General features: G+C 69.4%; 10 protein-coding genes and 1 pseudogene. 5 read left to right on the forward strand and 6 right to left on the reverse strand.

Features of this window, described 5'->3' with window-relative positions; genetic code table 11:
• Nucleotides 1–298: 298 nt before the first annotated feature.
• The 4 genes from uvrA to AC5WJ1_RS26265 all read left to right on the forward strand — a co-directional run bounded on the left by uvrA (nucleotide 299) and on the right by AC5WJ1_RS26265 (nucleotide 8,436).
• Nucleotides 299–6,196, forward strand: coding sequence for an excinuclease ABC subunit UvrA (gene uvrA, locus AC5WJ1_RS26250; RefSeq protein WP_494476700.1), 5,898 nt, complete (start codon nucleotides 299–301; stop codon nucleotides 6,194–6,196).
• Between the two features lie 107 nt (nucleotides 6,197–6,303).
• Nucleotides 6,304–6,657 (forward strand): endonuclease, encoded by a 354-nt coding sequence (locus tag AC5WJ1_RS26255; protein WP_133094489.1) that lies wholly within the window; start codon nucleotides 6,304–6,306, stop codon nucleotides 6,655–6,657.
• A 111-nt stretch (nucleotides 6,658–6,768) separates the two neighbouring features.
• Nucleotides 6,769–7,662 carry an endonuclease/exonuclease/phosphatase family protein gene (locus AC5WJ1_RS26260; RefSeq protein ID WP_195427831.1) on the forward strand — a complete coding sequence of 298 codons (894 nt, stop codon included), beginning with the start codon at nucleotides 6,769–6,771 and terminating at the stop codon, nucleotides 7,660–7,662.
• 42 nt (nucleotides 7,663–7,704) lie between these two features.
• Nucleotides 7,705–8,436 carry a BON domain-containing protein gene (locus AC5WJ1_RS26265; RefSeq protein ID WP_494476701.1) on the forward strand — a complete coding sequence of 244 codons (732 nt, stop codon included), beginning with the start codon at nucleotides 7,705–7,707 and terminating at the stop codon, nucleotides 8,434–8,436.
• 64 nt (nucleotides 8,437–8,500) lie between these two features.
• On the opposite strand, the gene AC5WJ1_RS26270 is transcribed toward AC5WJ1_RS26265, so the two are convergent.
• Genes AC5WJ1_RS26270 through AC5WJ1_RS26280 form a run of 3 tightly spaced genes read right to left on the reverse strand, consistent with a single transcriptional unit; the run spans nucleotide 8,501 to nucleotide 9,583 of the window.
• The gene (locus tag AC5WJ1_RS26270; protein ID WP_494476702.1) at nucleotides 8,501–8,890 is read right to left on the reverse strand and encodes a hypothetical protein; all 390 of its coding nucleotides are present in this window, start codon (nucleotides 8,888–8,890) and stop codon (nucleotides 8,501–8,503) included.
• A 52-nt stretch (nucleotides 8,891–8,942) separates the two neighbouring features.
• Nucleotides 8,943–9,176: a hypothetical protein gene (locus AC5WJ1_RS26275; RefSeq protein ID WP_133094493.1), complete on the reverse strand. Its 234-nt coding sequence runs from the start codon at nucleotides 9,174–9,176 to the stop codon at nucleotides 8,943–8,945.
• A 35-nt stretch (nucleotides 9,177–9,211) separates the two neighbouring features.
• Entirely contained in the window at nucleotides 9,212–9,583 is a 372-nt protein-coding gene (locus AC5WJ1_RS26280) for a BON domain-containing protein (protein ID WP_133094494.1), read from the reverse strand.
• A gap of 492 nt (nucleotides 9,584–10,075) precedes the next feature.
• Between AC5WJ1_RS26280 and AC5WJ1_RS26285 the strand changes: the two are divergent.
• Nucleotides 10,076–10,600: pseudogene (locus AC5WJ1_RS26285) on the forward strand (malto-oligosyltrehalose synthase); the annotation flags it as partial.
• A gap of 182 nt (nucleotides 10,601–10,782) precedes the next feature.
• Here the strand turns inward: AC5WJ1_RS26285 and treY are convergent.
• From treY to AC5WJ1_RS26300, 3 genes are all read right to left on the reverse strand, one after another.
• Nucleotides 10,783–13,455, reverse strand: coding sequence for a malto-oligosyltrehalose synthase (gene treY / locus AC5WJ1_RS26290; protein ID WP_494476703.1), 2,673 nt, complete (start codon nucleotides 13,453–13,455; stop codon nucleotides 10,783–10,785).
• Nucleotides 13,455–15,452, reverse strand: coding sequence for a malto-oligosyltrehalose trehalohydrolase (treZ, locus tag AC5WJ1_RS26295; protein WP_494476704.1), 1,998 nt, complete (start codon nucleotides 15,450–15,452; stop codon nucleotides 13,455–13,457). Before treZ ends, treY begins: the two co-directional genes overlap by 1 nt.
• 239 nt (nucleotides 15,453–15,691) lie before the next feature.
• Nucleotides 15,692–18,235 carry a glycogen/starch/alpha-glucan phosphorylase gene (locus AC5WJ1_RS26300; protein ID WP_135702844.1) on the reverse strand — a complete coding sequence of 848 codons (2,544 nt, stop codon included), beginning with the start codon at nucleotides 18,233–18,235 and terminating at the stop codon, nucleotides 15,692–15,694.
• Nucleotides 18,236–18,242: the final 7 nt, after the last annotated feature.

Genomic DNA, 18,242 nt, shown 5'->3' on the forward strand with positions numbered 1-18,242 from the left:
GCAAATCGACGAATTTGAGCAGAGGGGCGGCTTCATGAAACCGCCGCCGCCATAGCGCCGCACCGTCAATCCTCTGAAAGCGAGCGACGAAAGCGAGCGACGAAAGCGAGCGACGCAATCGATACGAATCCTTTTCCAAACTGTTACACTGTATGGATGTACAGTGTATGGACTACACCTTCTCGGGACCTGCCCAGGCCCTGTGCTATGGTGGTTTTGCTCCAGGCCTGCCTGGCCCCTGGGCACCCCTCGTTCACGCCTGTCCCTCCTTTAACGCATTGATCCGAAAGAAAAAATCGTGTCGAGCAAGCAGCTGATTCGCATTCGCGGCGCCCGCCAGCACAACCTCAAGGATGTCGATCTCGACCTGCGCCCCGGCGAGATGACCGTGGTCACCGGACCGTCGGGATCGGGCAAGTCCAGCCTGGTGTTCGACACGCTCTATGCCGAGGGCCAGCGCCGCTACGTCGAGACCTTCAGCGCCTACGCGCGCCAGTTCCTGGACCGGATGGACCGCCCGCAGGTGGAGCGCGTCGACGGCGTGCCGCCGGCGATCGCCATCGACCAGACCAACCCGGTGCGCAGCTCGCGCTCGACGGTCGGCACGATGACGGAGCTGAACGACCACCTGAAGCTGCTATACGCGCGCGCGGCGGAGCTGTTCGACAAGCAGACCGCGCAGCCGGTGCGCCATGACACGCCGGAGACGATCTACGCCGAGCTGCTGGCGCGCACGGCGCAAGGGCAGCCGCACCACGATGCGCGGCTGGTGGTGACGTTCCCGGTGGAGCTGCCGGAATCGACCACCGACGAAGAGGTCCAGCAGTGGCTCTCCGTCAGCGGCTACACGCGCGTGCAGGCGCAGCGTGTGGTGCAGTCTCCCACCGGCGCGCGCAAGCTGCTCGACGTGGTGGCTGACCGCTTCCGCATCGGCAATGCCGAAAAAGTGCGCGTGGTGGAGGCGATCGAAGCCTCGCTCAAGCGCGGCGGCGGACGCGTCAACATCTATGTGCTGGCCGATGGGACCGATGGCCGCGACGGCCCCGTGTGGCGCTTCTCCACCGGCCTGCATAGCCCGGAAAGCGACCTGCGCTATGCCGACCCGCAACCCGCGCTGTTCTCGTTCAACTCCGCCTACGGTGCCTGCGAAACCTGCCGGGGCTTCGGCCGCGTGATCGGGGTCGACCTAGGGCTGGTCATCCCCGATGCGCGCAAGTCGCTGCGCGAAGGCGCGATCAAGCCGATGCAGACCCCTGCCTGGAAAGAATGCCAGGACGACCTGATGCGCTACGCCGGCAAGGCCGGCATCCCGCGCGACACGCCCTGGGCCGACATGACCGAGGCCGAGCGCCACTGGGTTGTCCATGGCTCGCCCGACTGGAACGGCCAGTGGAACAAGCAGTGGTACGGCGTGATGCGGTTCTTCAGCTACCTGGAGTCGAAGGCGTACAAGATGCACATCCGGGTGCTGCTCTCCAAGTACCGCAGCTACACCCCGTGCGAAACCTGCGGCGGCGCGCGCCTGAAAACCGAGTCGCTGCTGTGGCGCCTGGGCTCGAAGGACAATGCCGACGCCGTGCTGGCGGCCGGACGCCGCTTCTTGCCGCGCGGCGTGGACTGGGACCGAACGCAGCTCGAAGCGCTGCCTGGCCTGACCGTGCACGACCTGATGCTGCTGCCGATCGAGCGCATCCGCCGCTTCTTCGACGAGCTGACGCTGCCCAGCGCGATGCTGGACGACGCGCTCAAGCTGCTGCTGGCCGAGGTGCGCACGCGGCTGAAGTACCTGTGCGACGTCGGCCTTGGCTACCTGACGCTGGACCGCCAGAGCCGCACGCTGTCCGGCGGCGAAGTGCAGCGCATCAACCTGACCACCGCACTCGGCACCTCGCTGGTCAACACGCTGTTCGTGCTGGACGAGCCCAGCATCGGCCTGCACCCGCGCGACCTGAACCGCATCGTCGAGGCCATGCACCGGCTGCGCGACGCGGGCAACACGCTGGTGGTGGTCGAGCACGATCCGTCGGTGATGCTCGCCGCGGACCGCCTGATCGACATGGGCCCCGGCCCGGGCGAGCGCGGCGGCAATATCATTTTCGACGGCACGCCGTCCGATATCCGCAATGCCGACACGCTGACCGGTGCCTATCTCGGCGGGCGCCGCCGCGTGGCCGATGCCTCGCACTGGCAACGCCGCCCCGTCGACCACGCGCTGCCGCGCATCGTGCTGGAAGGCGCGACCGAGCACAACCTGCAGGACGTCACCGTCGAGATCCCGCTGCAGCGGCTGGTGTGCGTGACCGGCGTGTCCGGCTCGGGCAAGTCCACGCTGCTGCAGGACGTGCTGCATCCGGCGATGGCTCGGCATTTCGGCAAGGCGACGGAAGCGCCGGGGGCGTACCACAAGCTGAGCGGCGCGGACCTGGTCGATGACGTGGTCTTCGTCGACCAGTCGCCGATCGGCAAGACCGCGCGCTCCAACCCGGCCAGCTATGTCGGCGCGTTCGACGAGATCCGCAAGATCTTCGCCAGGGCGCCGATGGCGCTGCAGCGCAGCTATACCGCGGGCACCTTCAGCTTCAACTCCGGCGACGGGCGCTGCCCGACCTGCGGCGGCTCGGGCTTCGAGCACGTCGAGATGCAGTTCCTCAGCGACGTCTACCTGCGCTGCCCGGACTGCGACGGCACCCGCTATCGCCCCGAAGTGCTGGAGGTGAAGATCGAGCGCGCCATCGCCGGGCAGCCGCCGCGCGCGCTCAGCATCGCCGACGTGCTGGAGCTGACCGTCAGCGAAGCTGCGTCCTACTTTGCCGGCGATGCCGCGGTGCTGCGCGTGCTGCAGCCCATTGTCGATGTCGGGCTCGAATACATGAAGCTGGGCCAGCCCGTGCCGACGCTGTCGGGCGGCGAGGCGCAGCGCCTGAAGCTGGCCGGCTTCCTGGCCGAAGCCGCGCAGGCCACGCCGTCGCGCACGCGCGGCAATACACTGCCGCGCCGGCTGTTCATGTTCGACGAGCCGACCACGGGTTTGCACTTCGACGATATCGCCAAGCTGATGCTGGCCTTCGGCAAGCTGCTCGACAGCGGCCATTCGCTGATCGTGATCGAGCACAACCTCGACGTGATCCGCGCCGCCGACTGGCTGGTCGACCTGGGCCCCGAAGGCGGCGATGCCGGCGGCCGGGTAGTCTGCACCGGCACGCCGGAAGACGTGAAAGGCTGCGCCGAGTCGCATACCGGCCAGGCGCTGATCCACTATGACGCCGCGCTCGGCGAAGCCGGCATGCTGCCCGCGGAACGTGCCGCCGGCACCGAGTCCGAAGGCGTGCCGCTGCAGGCGGTCTTGCAGGCCCGCCGCGCGCGCCGCGAGATCGAGGGCGAGGACGTGGTGCGCATCGTCAACGCGCACGAGCACAACCTGAAGTCGCTCAACGTCGATATCCCGCACGGCAAGTTCAACGTCGTCACCGGCGTGTCCGGGTCGGGCAAGTCGACGCTGGCGTTCGACATCCTGTTCCACGAAGGCCAGCGCCGCTACCTGGAATCGCTCAACGCCTATGCGCGCTCGATCGTGCAGCCGGCGGGCCGGCCGGAGGTCGATGCGGTCTACGGCATCCCGCCCACCGTCGCGATCGAGCAGCGCCTGTCGCGCGGCGGCCGCAAGAGCACGGTGGCGACCACGTCGGAAGTCTGGCACTTCCTGCGCCTGCTGTACGTGAAGCTGGGCATCCAGCACTGCGTGCATGACGGCGCGCCGGTGACGTCGCAGAGCCCGGAATCGATCGCCGCGCAGTTGCTGCGCGACCATCGCGGCGAGCACGTTGGTTTCCTCGCGCCGCTGGTGGTCAACCGCAAGGGCGTCTATACCGACCTGGCGAAATGGGCCAAGGCGCGCGGCAATACGCACCTGCGCGTCGATGGCGAGTTCCTGCCGGTCGATCCGTGGCCGCGCCTGGACCGTTTCCGCGAGCACACCATCGAGCTGCCGGTCGGCGACCTGGTCATCACGCCGGAGCACGAGCCGCAACTGCGCGCACTGCTGGCGCAGGCCCTGGAAGCGGGCAAGGGCGTGATGCACCTGCTGGCGCCGCTCGACGGGCTGGGCCACGCCATGACCAACGGCGGCACCGCGCACGTGGGCGAGGTCAAGGTGTTCTCGACCAAGCGCGCCTGCCCCGAGTGCGGCACCAGCTATCCGGAACTCGACCCGCGCATGTTCTCGTACAACAGCAAGCACGGCTGGTGCGGCAGCTGCGTGGGCACCGGCCTGGCGCTGACGCGCGAGCAGCGCGCGGCGTTCGACGATACCGTGCTGGCCGACGACAACCGCGGCCGCGAGCAGAGCCTGCCATCGGAGGAGCTGGAACCGGAAGGCGTAGGCGAAGCGCCGTGCCCCGACTGCCATGGCACGCGCCTGAACCCGGTGGCGCGCGCGGTCACGTTCGACACGCAGGCCATCGTCGACGTGGCGCAATGGACCGTGTCCGATACGCGCCGCTGGGTCGACGGCCTGCGCCTGGCCGGCCGCGACGCCGAGATCGCGCGCGACGTGGTTAGCGAGATCGGCAGCCGCCTGCAGTTCCTGGAGGAAGTGGGCCTGGGCTACCTGAGCCTGGACCGCGCCGCGCCCAGCCTGTCCGGCGGCGAGGCGCAGCGCATCCGGCTCGCGGCGCAGCTCGGCAGCAACCTGCAGGGCGTGTGCTACGTGCTGGACGAGCCCACCATCGGCCTGCACCCGCGCGACAACCAGATCCTGCTCGATGCGCTGCGCAAGCTGGGCGACAAGGGCAATACGCTGGTGGTGGTCGAGCATGACGAAGACACCATCCGCCGCGCCGACCACATCATCGACATCGGCCCCGGCGCGGGCAAGCGCGGCGGCACGCTGGTGGCGCAGGGCGGCGTGGCAGAGCTTGCCGCGGCGCCGGCTTCCACCACCGGCCAGTTCCTGGCACAGCCGATCATCCACCCGCTGCAGGCGCGCCGCCCGGTGCAGCCGGGCGCGGCCGGCAAGCCGGCCGACCCGGCCGAATGGCTGACAGTGCACGGCGCTTCGCTGCACAACCTGCGCAACGTGAACGCGCGCATCCCGCTGTCGCGGCTGGTGGCGATCACCGGCGTGTCAGGCTCGGGCAAGTCGACGCTGGCGCGCGACGTGCTGATGACGAACCTGCTCGATGCGGTGGGCCGCTCGGTGCTGTCGTCGCCGGCCACGCGCCGCGCGCGCAATGCGGCCAGGGAAGAGGCCAGGACGAGCAAGTCGACGGCAAGGAAGCCGCTCAAGGTCGAACACGACTGGTATGGCTGCGAGGCCATCACCGGCTGGGAATCGATCGACCGCGTGCTCGAAGTCGACCAGACCCCGATCGGCAAGACCCCGCGTTCCTGCCCGGCGACGTACATCGGCGTATGGGACACGATCCGACGGCTGTTCGCCGATACGCTCGAGGCGCGTGCGCGCGGCTATACCGCGTCGCGCTTCTCTTTCAACACCGGCGATGGCCGCTGTCCCGCGTGCGAAGGGCAGGGCGTGCGCACCATCGGCATGAGCTTCCTGCCGGACGTGAAAGTGCCATGCGACGTCTGCCACGGACAGCGCTTCAATCCCGAGACGCTCGCCGTCACCTGGCGCGGCAAGAACATCGGCGACGTGCTGACCATGGAGATCGATGAGGCAGTGGAATTTTTTGCATCGATGTCCAATATTGCGCACCCGCTGCAGCTGATGAAGGACGTGGGGCTGGGCTACCTGACACTGGGCCAGCCATCGCCGACGCTGTCCGGCGGCGAGGCGCAGCGCATCAAGCTGGTCACCGAACTGAGCAAGGTGCGCGACGACATCACCCGCCGCGGCCAGAAGGCGCCGCACACGCTGTACGTGCTGGACGAGCCTACCGTCGGCCTGCACATGGCCGACGTGGCGCGCCTGATCCGCGTGCTGCATCGCCTCACCGACGGCGGCCACAGCGTGGTGGTGATCGAGCATGACCTCGACGTGATCGCCGAGGCCGACTGGATCATCGACCTGGGACCGGAAGGCGGCGCGGGCGGCGGCACCATCGTCGGCGCGGCCGATCCGGAGTCGCTGGCGCGGATCCAGGCCAGCCATACCGGCGCGGCGCTGGTGCCGGTGCTGGCGCGCGGCAAGGCGGAGACGGAGCAGGCCGGCGCGCCAGGCAAGGTCAGCATGGCCTGAGCTCCTTGCCGCAGGCGAGGGGCGTAGCCAGGGCCACACGGCACAGGCACGCCTTTCGCTTGCTCATGGTTGCTGGCGCGCACATCGCGCCCTGAACGGAGGTAACCATGAAGCATATCCGACCCAGCCGGCTCCTCGCCGCCATCGCGCTCGCCGCCGCTGCGATTCCTGCCATGGCGCAGATGACGCCTGGCACGCCGCGCGGCACCTATGATCCTTATTCGCAGGGCGCACGCAGCACCGACAAGTTCGATCCATACACGCAGGGCGCCAACGCTCCCACGCGCCAGGACCTCGCGCCCGCGCCCGAGGCCCAGCCTTCTACCGTGCCGGCGCAACCTGGCATGACCACCGCGCCTGTGCAGCGCACGGCTGATCCGTACATGGAAGGGACGCGCTGGGTCAGCCCGGAACTGGGCCGCCGCCTTGGCCCGCGCAGCCAGTTCCTGGACGGTGCCTGATGTTGATCGCCTGACTGCGATTTTCGCAACGGCCGCTTGCCAGGTGCGCGGCATCATGCCGCGCCGGCAGCGGCCTTTCCAGCCTTTCCAGCGGGGAAGGCGCGCGGCAAAATGCGAATGCAACCGGACTTACCGCCTCTTGTAATTCCTGCGCAAGCGCACGGACTCCACAGCGCGCAAGCGGCCAACGACCAGTTCAGCGTGCCGGATGCCAGCCAGGCGCTGAACTGCGGACCCATTCGGTCCGCCGGGCTCGCGCGCATGACGGTGGTCAGCTACAACATCCATCGCGCCGTCGGTACCGACCGCCGTTACCGGCCCGACCGGATCGCCGCGGTGCTGGAAGAACTGGGCGCCGATATCGTCGCGCTGCAGGAAGTCGAGTCGGGCAGCAGCAACGACCACACGCTCGAATACCTGGCCGGGCACACCGGCATGCACGTGGTGTCGGGCTTTACCCGCGTGCGCGGCAATGCGGATTTCGGCAATGCGCTGCTGACGCGCTTTGCGCCGCAGGCGGTCAACCAGATCGACCTCACGGTGAAGGGCTGCGAGGCGCGCGGCGCGATCGACGTCACGCTTGCCTGTACCGCATCGGGGCACGCCAGCGCGCTGCGCGTCATTGCCACGCACCTGGGCCTGCGCCCCGGCGAACGGCGCCACCAGGTGCAGCAATTGCTGAACTACGTGGCCGCGGCGCCGCCGTTGCCCACCATCCTGCTGGGCGACGTCAACGAGTGGTTCTTGTGGGGGCGCCCGCTGCGCTGGCTGCACGCGTATTTCGAACATACCCCGCACACGGCGACGTTTCCTTCGCGCATGCCGATATTCGCGCTGGACCGGATCTGGGTCTCGCCGCGCGCGCACCTGGTCTCGGTGGCCAGCCACCGCTCGCCGCTGGCGCGCGTTGCCTCGGACCACCTGCCGTTGCTGGCCTGCTTCGAAGTGCCGTTGGCAGAAGCACCTTCGGCCGCCGCGGGCCCGGAGATCCGTGCCGAAGCATAGGCAAACAGAGGCCAAACATCCGGCAAACATAGGAGCACGACGATGAGACAGAGCGACGACAACTACCTGCGCAGGCGCCCCGACAAGCAATATGGCGGCAACGAACAGGGCTACAGCGGCATTCCGGCCGAGTCGCGCAACCGGCGCCAGCGAGAACTCAGCGGCGGCCGCTATGGCAATGCCGCGGAGCGTCTTCCCCGCGACCAGACCCAGGACGTAACGCCAGGCGACGAAGAGTGGTATGGACTGTACGTCGAGGAATGGCGCCGGCCGGCCGAGCGTACTTATGCCAGCCGTGGCGGCGACGACGCCCGCTACGAGGACGAATGGTCGCGGCGTAGTCCGGCGGGCGCGGGCCGAGGCCGCTACCAGCGCAATGAGCGCGATGGCGGCTATGGCGAGCCAGAGCGCTATGGCTACCGGCGCTGGCAGGACGAGCGCTATGAGCGCGAGGCGCGCGGCTATGGCGACCTTGGCGACCTTGGCGACGAGTGGGACGCCCCCACGCAGCGCCGTCCCGCCGGCCCACGCAACTACCGGCGCGACGACGACCGCATCCACGACGATGTCTGCAACCGGCTGGCGCGCGATGACGAACTCGATGTCAGCGATGTCGAAGTCCGCGTGCAGGAGGGCGTGGTGACGCTGGAAGGCAAGGTCAACGACCGCCGCACCAAGTACGATATCGAGGACATTGCGGAGCGCGTGTTCGGCGTGCAGGACGTGATCAACCACATCCGCGTGCAGCGCTACGGGTTGCTGGCTTCCGAGTAGGGGCGGGGGAGAGCTCGGGAGAATGGCAAGGGCGGCAAGGCCGCCCTTTTTCCTGCCCTGCGCTTCAGTCCTTGTTGACCCGGGGCGGGTTCGGCGGGTGCTCTTCGCGGTCGTCGGTACGGTCGGCCTTGTCGACCGGCACCTCGGCCGGCAGGCCTTCGGCCGCGCGCACCACTTCGTCGGCAATCTCTTCTTCCGGGATTTCGTCTTCCGGCGGCATGTGCGCGTCTTCGTCGCGCTGCTCGATCTCGCTCTCGATGTCGCTGGGCTCTTGCTCGAGATCAGGGTCCAGCGTGCTCGGGATACTGCCGGCCTGCGCCCGCGCGGCGCCCGTCGCGGTCTTGTCGCGCGGGCGGCCGCCGCCGGCGGAAGCTTGCGCGCCGTCGCGCCGCGTGCCGCTGGTGCTGCCGACACGGTCCCTGTGGCGGGCGCCGGTACGTACGGTCTTGCTCATGCTTTCTCCTTTAGTCTCTCCTGTGCGGTCCGGTGTGGCTTCCCGGCAGCCGTCAGGTGTTCTCCACCGGGGGTTCGCTTTCCTCCGGATTGCCGCTGCGGCGCCTGACCGAAGGCGGCACGCCGTTCTCGTCGGGAATGTCGTGCTCGCGCTCGACGTCGTGGCGGCGGTCGCGTCCCGGCTTGCCGCGCTCATGCTCGGTGTCGGGCCCGCCCTTGTGCGGGTCCGGCCGCGGCTCGCTGCGGCGCCGGGTGGTGTCATGGTCGGGTTGGCGATGGGTGCTCATGGTGTCTCCAGGGGCAATTTCACGTATCTGCGTCGTCAGTCCGTACCGGCACGCAGTTCGTCGGATACCGCGGTCACGCCGCGCACCGAGCGCGCCAGTTCCATGGCCATGACGCGCTGCTTGTCGTCCCGCACCGAGCCTTCAAGCTTGACGACGCCGTCCATGGTGGACACGCGGATCTTCGCCGGGTCCAGCGTGCGGGCGTTCGCCAGGCGCGCACGGACTTCCGAGGTAATGGCACGGTCGCTGGCGATTTCGGTGTCGCGCGGCGCGGCGGTGCGGCCCGTCGAGGATGGAGCCGCTGGCGCATCGGCGGGTGCGGCTGGCGCCGCCGGCGCAACTGCCATAATCAGTACCGCCAGCGGCAGCGCCAGGCGGCGAATGCGGGAGCGAGTACGTAATTTCATGGCGATCCTCCTGTACGGCGCACCGTACTGCATGAGCGGCGGGCTGCGCAACGTTGCCCGCACCTGCCCCCAAAGACCTGCAAGCTCCGTTCCCGCCGGCCGTAAGGGCTGGTTGTGCACGTTGCGCCGCAGCGTGGCAGACCATGCGGCGGCATTTCGCCGACGGCGCGCGCCGTACTTTTTACAGTAGCTGCAGAAAGTGCATGCGTCCCACTGGCGGGCGTAAATGGTGCCGTCGGGGTGGTGCCGTCGGGGCCGCCCGCGGCGGAGGCACCGCGACAGGTGGCGCGCCGCTTGCGTGGTGCCGTGTGCTTGCGTGCGGACCTGTCTATAGTGAAAGCAATGCTGGCCAGAACTGGCGTACGGCATGTGCCGCCGAGCACAACCCGCCACGCCGGCCCCACGCCGCGGCAGTCCTCGTTTGCCGCATGCCGACGGGCCCATCAGCGCAGCCGGCCGGGGGGAGCGGCACATCCTGTTGCGAGGGTAGAAATGAATTTCGCCAGCATCCTGTCCACCGTCGTCCTGGCCTCTTCGGTGTCGGTCTCCTCGGCGCCGGTCGAACGCCAGCTGCTCGCGATCACTCCGCTGGACTTCGCCCAGCGCTTCAATACAGTCGCGCAGGATACGGGCTCGGGGTTGACGCTCCCCAGTTTCAAGATCAAGCCCGGCTGGCACCGCGCCGCGCCCAGTTCCGGCGTCTCGGTGCTGGTGCGTGCCAGCCATTCCGGCTATGCGCTGGATGAAGTGGTGGTGGTCTGCCGCGAAGTCGAGCGCTGCTTCCTGACCATCTGCACTGCGGCACTTGCGATCGACGACAGCGTCAACCCGATGCTGCTGCAGCGCTTTATCGTGGCGCGCATTGCCACCGAACTGGGCGAAGTGGGGCTGGTCATGTCCGGCCTTGCCTATATCGTGGTGACGCCGAAGGAAGACGACTACGTCGCCGTCGTGATCCGGCCCTACCTGCCGCAGGACCGCAGTGCCTCGCCCAGCCAGGCCCAGCGCGATCCGCCCGCCGGGGCCGAGCCCTTCCATCATGGCCAGGCGGTCCCGCATGAGCCGCACGGGCTGCAGGGTCCGCATGGACCGAAGGAACTGCCAGGACCCTATGCGGCGCCGGGCGCCCCGCGCCCGCCGCTGACCCCGCTCGCTTCGCGAGCCCCGATTCCGCAATTGCCGCGCTTGTGACGCGCGCGTCAGGGCTCGCGCAGCAGCAGTGCTACCGGCAGCCCGCCCAGCACGTCGCGCAGGCGCAGGCGCCCGGCGGGCGCATCGAGCCGGTGACCCGTCAGTGCGTCGATCCAGCGGCCGGGCTGCGGCGCGCCAAGGTTCAGCGTGGTGTCGCCCCAGCACGCCGGCGGAATGCGCGGCACGGCCGGGTCGACCCGCGCCGCCGACAGCCGCGTGACCACGGTGATGGCCTGGCGCGAGTCGATGCTGCGCGCAAACGCCAGCACCTGCTGCGCCAGCGCGCCCTGCGCGGCCAGCATGCTGTACTGGCCGTCGGCAAACAGCGCGGGGTCGGCGGCGCGTGCCGCGAGCACATGGCGCACCAGCTGCTGCTTGAGCCTGCCGTCGTGCCAGTGTGCCAGCCAGTGCGCCCAGCCCGCGCCGCACGCCAGCCGTGCCTGCAGCCGGACGTAGTCCGGCGCGCGGCGGTTGTCCGGATCGACCAGGCTCAGGTCCCAGCCTTCGGTGCCCTGGTAGCGGTCGGGAATGCCGGGGGCGGTCAGCTGCACCAGCACCTGCGCCAGGCTGTTCACGGCGCCGGCGGTGGCAATGCGCCCGGCGAAGCGGCCGATCTGCGCCAGCACGCCCTGCGGCCACGCCGCCGCGATCCCGCGCAGGAAGGCCTCGCATGCCGCTTCGTATTCGGCATCGGGGCAGGTCCAGTTGCCGTGGCGCTTGGCTTCGCGGATGGCCTTGACCTGCCAAGCGGAAATCCGTGCGAGCAACGCTTCGGGTACCGGCGCCCCGTCGCCGGAATGGTCTATCGGATCCATCGGCCATGCCCCGACCAGCGCCTGGTACAGCATCAGCCGGTCGGCCGCGTCGGGCGCGCGCGGCAGCGTGGCCACCAGTGACGCGCAGTCGCGCTCCCACGCGGCAACCGCGTCGGCGAAAGTGCCCGGCAGCTCGCTGAGCACGGCCAGCCGCATGCGCGCGTCCTCGCCGCGCTTGTGGTCATGCGTCGCTGTGGCCAGCATCGCATGCGGGCCGGCCAGCCGGCGCGCCGCCATGCGGGCGTGGAACTGCGCCGGCGGCATGGCCAGTTGCGCCGGGTCGCTGCCCACCTCGTTGCGCGACAGCAGCCGGCCATAACGGTAGAACGCGGTGTCCTCGCCCGCCTTGGCCGCCAGCGCCGGCATCAGCTGCTGCAGGCGGCGGCGCAGCACGCCGGTGTCGCTGTCCGGTGCCGCCTGCGTGCGCAGGCAGCCGGCGATGAATGCCAGCGCCACCACCTCGTCCGGCGCCAGGCTGCCGCGCGCGGACTGCAGGGCCTGATCGACCATGGCGTCATCGGCATGCGCGGCGGCGGCGTCGCGCGCCGACGGCTGCGCGTCGTAGTAGCTGCGGTAGACCTGCACGGCCGCCATCAGCGCCATCAGCGCATGCCGCAGGGCCGCCAGCGTGAGGTCGCGCGTGCCCGGCTCGCGCTGTGCGCTGGCGTGCAGGCGCGCGGTCACGCCCGCGCATTCGGTGACGAGGTGCCGCCGCAGCACCAGGCAACGGGCCTCGCGTACGTGCGCGGCGTACGGGCGCGCGTCGCCGCTGGTCATCGCCCACAGCGCGGTCAGCGCGGCTTCGCCTGCCTCGTCGTGCAGCACCGCGGCCACGTCGTCCATGAAGTCGTAGCCCGTGGTGCCATCCACCTGCCAGTCCGGCGGCAGCCGCTCGCCGCTGCCAAGGATCTTCTCGACCACGAGCCACGGGCGCTGCAGCGCCAGCAATGGCGGCCGTGCCGCGGCGTGCCGGTCGAGCTCCGCGCGCAGCCGGCGGCAGTAGCCGGCGGGATCGGCCAGTCCGTCGACGTGATCCACGCGCACGCCGTCGATCCAGCCTTCGCGCAGCAGGCGGAAGACCAGTGCATGGACCGCGTCAAAGACCTGCGGGTCTTCCTCGCGCACGCCCACCAGGTCGCTGATCTCGAAAAAGCGGCGCCAGTTCAGCGAGGCGGCCGCGGTGCGCCACCAGGCCAGCCGGTAGTGCTGGCGTTCCAGCAGCGCGTGCAGCCGGGTGCGTCCGGCGGGCTGGGTGGTGTCGTACCAGTTGGCGTTGGCGGTGCCTTCCGCGTCAAGGCTGTCCGGCGCCAGCGGCAGCACATGGTCGAAGTAGCGTACGTGTGCCGGCCGTTCGCCGCTGGCCGGCACCCACCGCAGTTCGCCGGCGACGACCGTGTCCCAGTACGACTGCCCCAGGATCGGCAGCAGGACCTTGCCATGCAGCGCCGGGTCGCACGGCGTCCAGTCGATATCGAAGCAGCCGGCATGTGGGCTGGCGCGTCCGTGCGCCAGCACGTCGCGCCACCAGCCGTTGTGGGTGCAGTCCGCCGCCATGTGGTTGGGCACGATATCGGCGATAAGGCCGAGGCCGGCACTGCGCGCGCGCGCCGCCAGCGCCTTCAGGCCCGCCTCGCCGCCCAGTTCCGCGCGCACGCGGGTGAAGTCGGTGACGTCGTAGCCGTGCGTGGAGCCGGGCCTGGCCTCGCAGACCGGCGACAAGTACAGGTGGCTGACCCCAAGCGCGGCGTAGTAGTCGACCACGCCGGCGGCATCGGCGAAGGTGAAGCCAGGATGCAGCTGCAGCCGGGCGGTGGCGCGCGGCAGGCCGCGCGCGGGTGCCGGCGCGGTGGCTGCCGCGTCAGGCATTACCTTGGGCGCGCCGCGGCGGGCTCGCACAGGGTGGCGACGCAGGCCAGCGGCGGCAGCATGCCGGCGGACAGTTCCGCGGCGGCGCCCGGTGCGCTCTCGTGCAGCGCCGTGCGCTGGTCGCGGCAGGAGTGGGTGGCGGGCACCGCTTCGTCGCCCAGGTTCAGCCACAGGCTCAGCTCCATGCCGTCCACCAGCCGCCAGCGCGCGCACAGCGCCGCGGGGCCGAGGATATCGACGCCGGCAGACTGGCAGCCCGGCAGCCGGTGCAGCAGTTCGCGCCGCCGGATCGACAGCAGTTCGCGGTAGTAGGGGGCCCAGTCGGCGTCGTCCGCCAGTGACGGCCGCGACGCTTCAAATGTGGCCGGGTCGTTGGGGTCGGGGATGGCGGCGGCACGCGCCTCGTCGCCGAAGGCCGCGCTGGCGGCGAATTCGCGGCGGCGGCCCTCGCGCACGGCCCTGGCCAACTCCGGCGGATGGCTGGTGAAGTAGAAGAATGGCTGCCGCGCGCCGGTCTCTTCGCCCATGAACACCAACGGCACCTGCGGGCAAAGCAGCTGCAGCGCCACCGCGGCGCGCAGCGCACGCGGGTCGGCCAGGCTGGTCAGCCGTTCGCCGAAGGCGCGGTTGCCGGCCTGGTCGTGGTTCTGCAGAAAGCTGACGAAAGCGGTAGGCGGCAAATGCGCGCTGGGCTGGCCGCGGCACACGGCGGCGCTGGCGACGGCGGCGGTGTCGCCGCCGGAACGGTGCTGCGACGGCTCGCCCTGGTAGGCGAAGCCTTCGGCCAGCACGCGTGCGAGGTGGCGCAGCGCGGGTTGGCCATGCTCGCGTGCATCGACCGCAGCGACAGTGCCGGCGGGCATGGCGTAGTCGCGATAGTAGCCGTCGTCCTCGCTGGTCAGCAGCACATGCAGCGCATGGTGGGCGTCATCGTTCCATTGCGCGTCGAAGCCCTGCGCCAGCAGCGCGGCTTCGTTGTCGTCGTTCTCCAGCACCAGGTGCAGGTGGCGGTCGCCGCCGGCGCCATCGGTCAGCATGCTGCGCACTTCGCCAGGCAGCGCCGCGAGCCAGCCTTCGTCCTCGATGGCGTGGACCGCATCGAGCCGCAGTCCGTCAAAGCGGAACTGTTCCAGCCAGTAGCGCGCATTCTCGGTGAAGAAGCGCCGTACCTGCGGGCGCCGGAAATCGATGGCGGGGCCCCACGGGGTCCGCCGGTCGGCGCGGAAGAAGGCGCTGGCATAGCGGTGCAGGTAGTTGCCCTCAGGCCCGAAGTGGTTGTAGACCACGTCCAGCAGCACCATCAGGCCGAGCGCGTGCGCCCGGTCGACCAGCGCGCGCAGCTCGTCCGGCGTGCCATAGCCGGACTCCGGCGCGAACGGCAGCACGCCGTCATAGCCCCAGTTGCGTCCGCCGGGAAACTCGGCCACCGGCATCAGCTCGATGGCGGTGAAGCCCAGCGCGGCCAGCCGCGGCAATTGCTGCGCGGCGCCCGCAAAGCCGCCGCACAGGCCAACGTGCATTTCGTAGATGATGGCTTCATGCCACGGCCGGCCGCGCCAGTCGGGGCAGGTCCAGGCGTACGAGGCACCGGCGTCGCGCGCCGGCACGATGCTCGGGCCGTGCACGTCGTCTGCCTGCCAGCGCGAGGCCGGGTCGGGCACCGTGGTGCCGTCGTCGAGCCGGAACCAGTAACGCGCGCCCTCGCAGCACGGCACGATCGCCTCGAACCAGCCGTTGGGCCCCGCCGCCATATGGACCGGTCCCAGGCCCGCGATCTCCAGCCGCACGGGATGGCCTTGCTCGGCCGCGTCGGGCGCCCACAGGCGGAAGCGCACGCGTCCGTCGGGCAGCCAGGCCGGTCCGAACAGGTAGTCCTGCGCATGTTCGTCGTTGGAGGAGAAGGCCCGTGAAGAAGGCGCGGCAAAGCAGTCGAGCGGGGGCAGGCTGGGCAGGGCGGACCTGGCACCCGGGGCCAGCGGAAACGGGTTCGCGTTCAAATTCGGCTCCTGCCATCGATTGGCTTCTGGGTGTGCGGACTGGAAGTTGCCTTGCGGCGGCCCTAGCGCAATGCGAACTCCATGCCAGCAGAACGGCGCTTTTGCGGTGCGGCGCGCGGGCAGGCGGGCGGCCGGGCCGAAAGCTTTGTTACAAGGGCGATTGTAGAAAGTACTGCCCGGCATGCGGCGCCCCGCGCATGCGATACCGCACACTGCGCGCGCGTCTTGCGCCTGCATGGCTATGCCGCGCGCGGCCCCTGGGCACCCGGATCAACCTGCCACGGCGCGCCGCTGGCACGGTGCAGCAGCCGCACCGGTACCGGCTCGACGTTCCAGATGCGCTCGCAGTATTCGCGGATGGCACGGTCCGACGAAAAACGGCCCGAACGCGCGCACGACAGTACCGACATGCGTTGCCAGCGATCCGGGTCGGCGTAGGCGTCGGAGACGATCTGCTGGCATTCGACATAGGAAGCGAAGTCCGCCAGCAGCAGGTAGGGATCGTGCCCCGCCTGCGGATCGAACAGCGGGCGGAACAGCGCCGGATCGCCGCGCGAGAAGAATCCCTGCTGCACCAGGTCGATCACCGCGCGCAGTTGCGGGTCGCCGTGATAGTAGGCGGCCGGGTCGTAGCCGCTCGCGCGCAGCGCATAGACGTCGGGCGCGGTCAGGCCGAACGGGAAAAAGTTGTCGTTGCCGACGGCCTCGCGCAGTTCGATATTGGCGCCATCCATGGTGCCGATGTTGAGCGCGCCGTTCATCGCGAACTTCATGTTGCCGGTGCCGGAGGCTTCCTTGCCCGCCAGCGAGATCTGCTCGGACAGGTCCGCAGCCGGGTAGATGCGCTGGCCGAAGGTGACGTTGAAGTTGGGCAGGAACACCACCTTGAGCCGGTCGCGCACCTGCGGGTCGCGGTTGATCACGTCGGCGACCGAGGTGATGAAGCGGATCATCAGCTTGGCGTATTCGTAGCCCGGCGCGGCCTTGCCGCCGAACAGGAAGGTGCGCGGCTGGATCTCGGCGTGCGCGTCGGACTTGATGCGGTGGTACAGCGCGATCACGTGCAGCACCGCCAGGTGCTGGCGCTTGTATTCGTGGATGCGCTTGACCATCACATCGAACATCGACGATGGGTCCACCACCACGCCGGTGGTGTCGCGGATCAGCTGCGCCAGGTCTTCCTTGTTGGCGCGGCGCATCGCCTGCCATTGCCGGCGGAAGCCGGCGTCGTCGGCATAGGGCTCGAGCACGCGGATGCGTTCGAGGTGGGAGATCCAGCCATCGCCGATCGCATCCGTGACCAGCCGCGTCAGCCTCGGGTTGGACAGCGCAAGCCAGCGCCGCGGCGTGACGCCGTTGGTGATGCTGGTGAATTTCTCCGGCCACATCGCGTAGAAATCCTTGAGCACGTCCTCGCGCATCAGCCGCGAGTGCAGCTCGGCCACGCCGTTGATGGCATGGCTGCCGACGCACGCCAGGTTGGCCATGCGCACATTGCGCTCGCCGTGCTCGTCGATCAGCGACAGCCGCGACAGCCGCGATTCGTCGCCGTAGAAGCGGATGCGCACCTCGTCCAGGAAGCGCGCGTTGATCTCCAGGATGATTTCCAGGTGGCGCGGCAGCACGCGTTGGAACAGCGGCAGCGGCCAGCGCTCCAGCGCCTCGGGCAGCAGCGTGTGGTTGGTGTAGGCGAAGGCACGCTGGGTGATGTCCCACGCCTGGTTCCAGGGCAGGTCGTTCTCGTCGACCAGCAGCCGCATCAGTTCCGCGATGCCTACCGCCGGGTGCGTGTCGTTCAGCTGCACCGCGAACTTCTCGTGGAAGCGCGTCACCGGGATGCCGTCGACAGCCAGCAGCCGCAGCATGTCCTGCAGCGAGCAGGCGACAAAGAAGTACTGCTGCTCCAGCCGCAACTCCTTGCCCTGCGCGGTTTCGTCGTTGGGGTAGAGCACCTTGGTCAGGTTCTCCGACGTCACCTTCTTGCTCACCGCGCCGAGGTAGTCGCCGCGGTTGAAGGTATGGAAGTCGAAGGCCTCGGTGGCATCGGCGCGCCACAGCCGCAGCGTGTTCACGGTATTGACGCGGTAGCCCAGGATCGGCGAATCGAAGGGCACGCCGGCCACGGTCTTGGCCGGCACCCAGCGCACGCGGTAGTGGCCGCGGTCGTCGGTGTAGTGCTCGGTGTGGCCGCCCAGGCGCACCTGCACCGCCCATTCGGAGCGCTGGATCTCCCACGGGTTGCCGTTGCGCAGCCAGGTATCGGTCTTCTCCACCTGCATGCCGTCCATGATGGTTTGCTGGAAAATGCCGTATTCGTAACGGATGCCGTAGCCCAGCGCCGGGATCTCCAGCGTCGCCAGCGAATCCATGAAGCACGCCGCCAGACGGCCCAGGCCGCCGTTGCCCAGGCCCGGCTCGACTTCCTGCTCCAGGATGCGGTCGAGGTCGAGCCCGGCCGCCGCCATGGCCTCGTGCACTTCGTCGAAGATGCCGAGGTTGATCAGGTTGTTGCCCAGGTGCGGGCCCATCAGGAACTCGGCCGACAGGTAGGCCACAGTGCGCGAAGGCTGGCCCAGGTAGGCTTCGGCGGTGCTGATCCAGCGCTGCACCAGGCGGTCGCGCACGGTATGCGCCGCGGCCTGGTAGAGGTCGTTCTGGCTGGCGTGGCCGGGCAGCTTGCCCTGGGTATGGAACACGTGGTCCAGGAACGCGCGGCGCAGGCTGGCGCCGGACAGGGCGGTACGGGTGTCGTCGGCGTGCTCGGGCCGGATCACTTCCTTCATGGCGGAA

The organism is Cupriavidus sp. MEYA8 (assembly GCF_059278825.1).

Coding starts and splice junctions, on each gene's coding strand:
- AC5WJ1_RS26255 (WP_133094489.1), top strand. CDS start 6,304: ATGAAGCATATCCGACCCAGCCGGCTCCTCGCCGCCATCGCGCTCGCC.
- AC5WJ1_RS26260 (WP_195427831.1), top strand. CDS start 6,769: ATGCGAATGCAACCGGACTTACCGCCTCTTGTAATTCCTGCGCAAGCG.
- AC5WJ1_RS26265 (WP_494476701.1), top strand. CDS start 7,705: ATGAGACAGAGCGACGACAACTACCTGCGCAGGCGCCCCGACAAGCAA.
- AC5WJ1_RS26270 (WP_494476702.1), bottom strand. CDS start 8,890: ATGAGCAAGACCGTACGTACCGGCGCCCGCCACAGGGACCGTGTCGGC.
- AC5WJ1_RS26275 (WP_133094493.1), bottom strand. CDS start 9,176: ATGAGCACCCATCGCCAACCCGACCATGACACCACCCGGCGCCGCAGC.
- AC5WJ1_RS26280 (WP_133094494.1), bottom strand. CDS start 9,583: ATGAAATTACGTACTCGCTCCCGCATTCGCCGCCTGGCGCTGCCGCTG.
- treY (WP_494476703.1), bottom strand. CDS start 13,455: ATGCCTGACGCGGCAGCCACCGCGCCGGCACCCGCGCGCGGCCTGCCG.
- AC5WJ1_RS26300 (WP_135702844.1), bottom strand. CDS start 18,235: ATGAAGGAAGTGATCCGGCCCGAGCACGCCGACGACACCCGTACCGCC.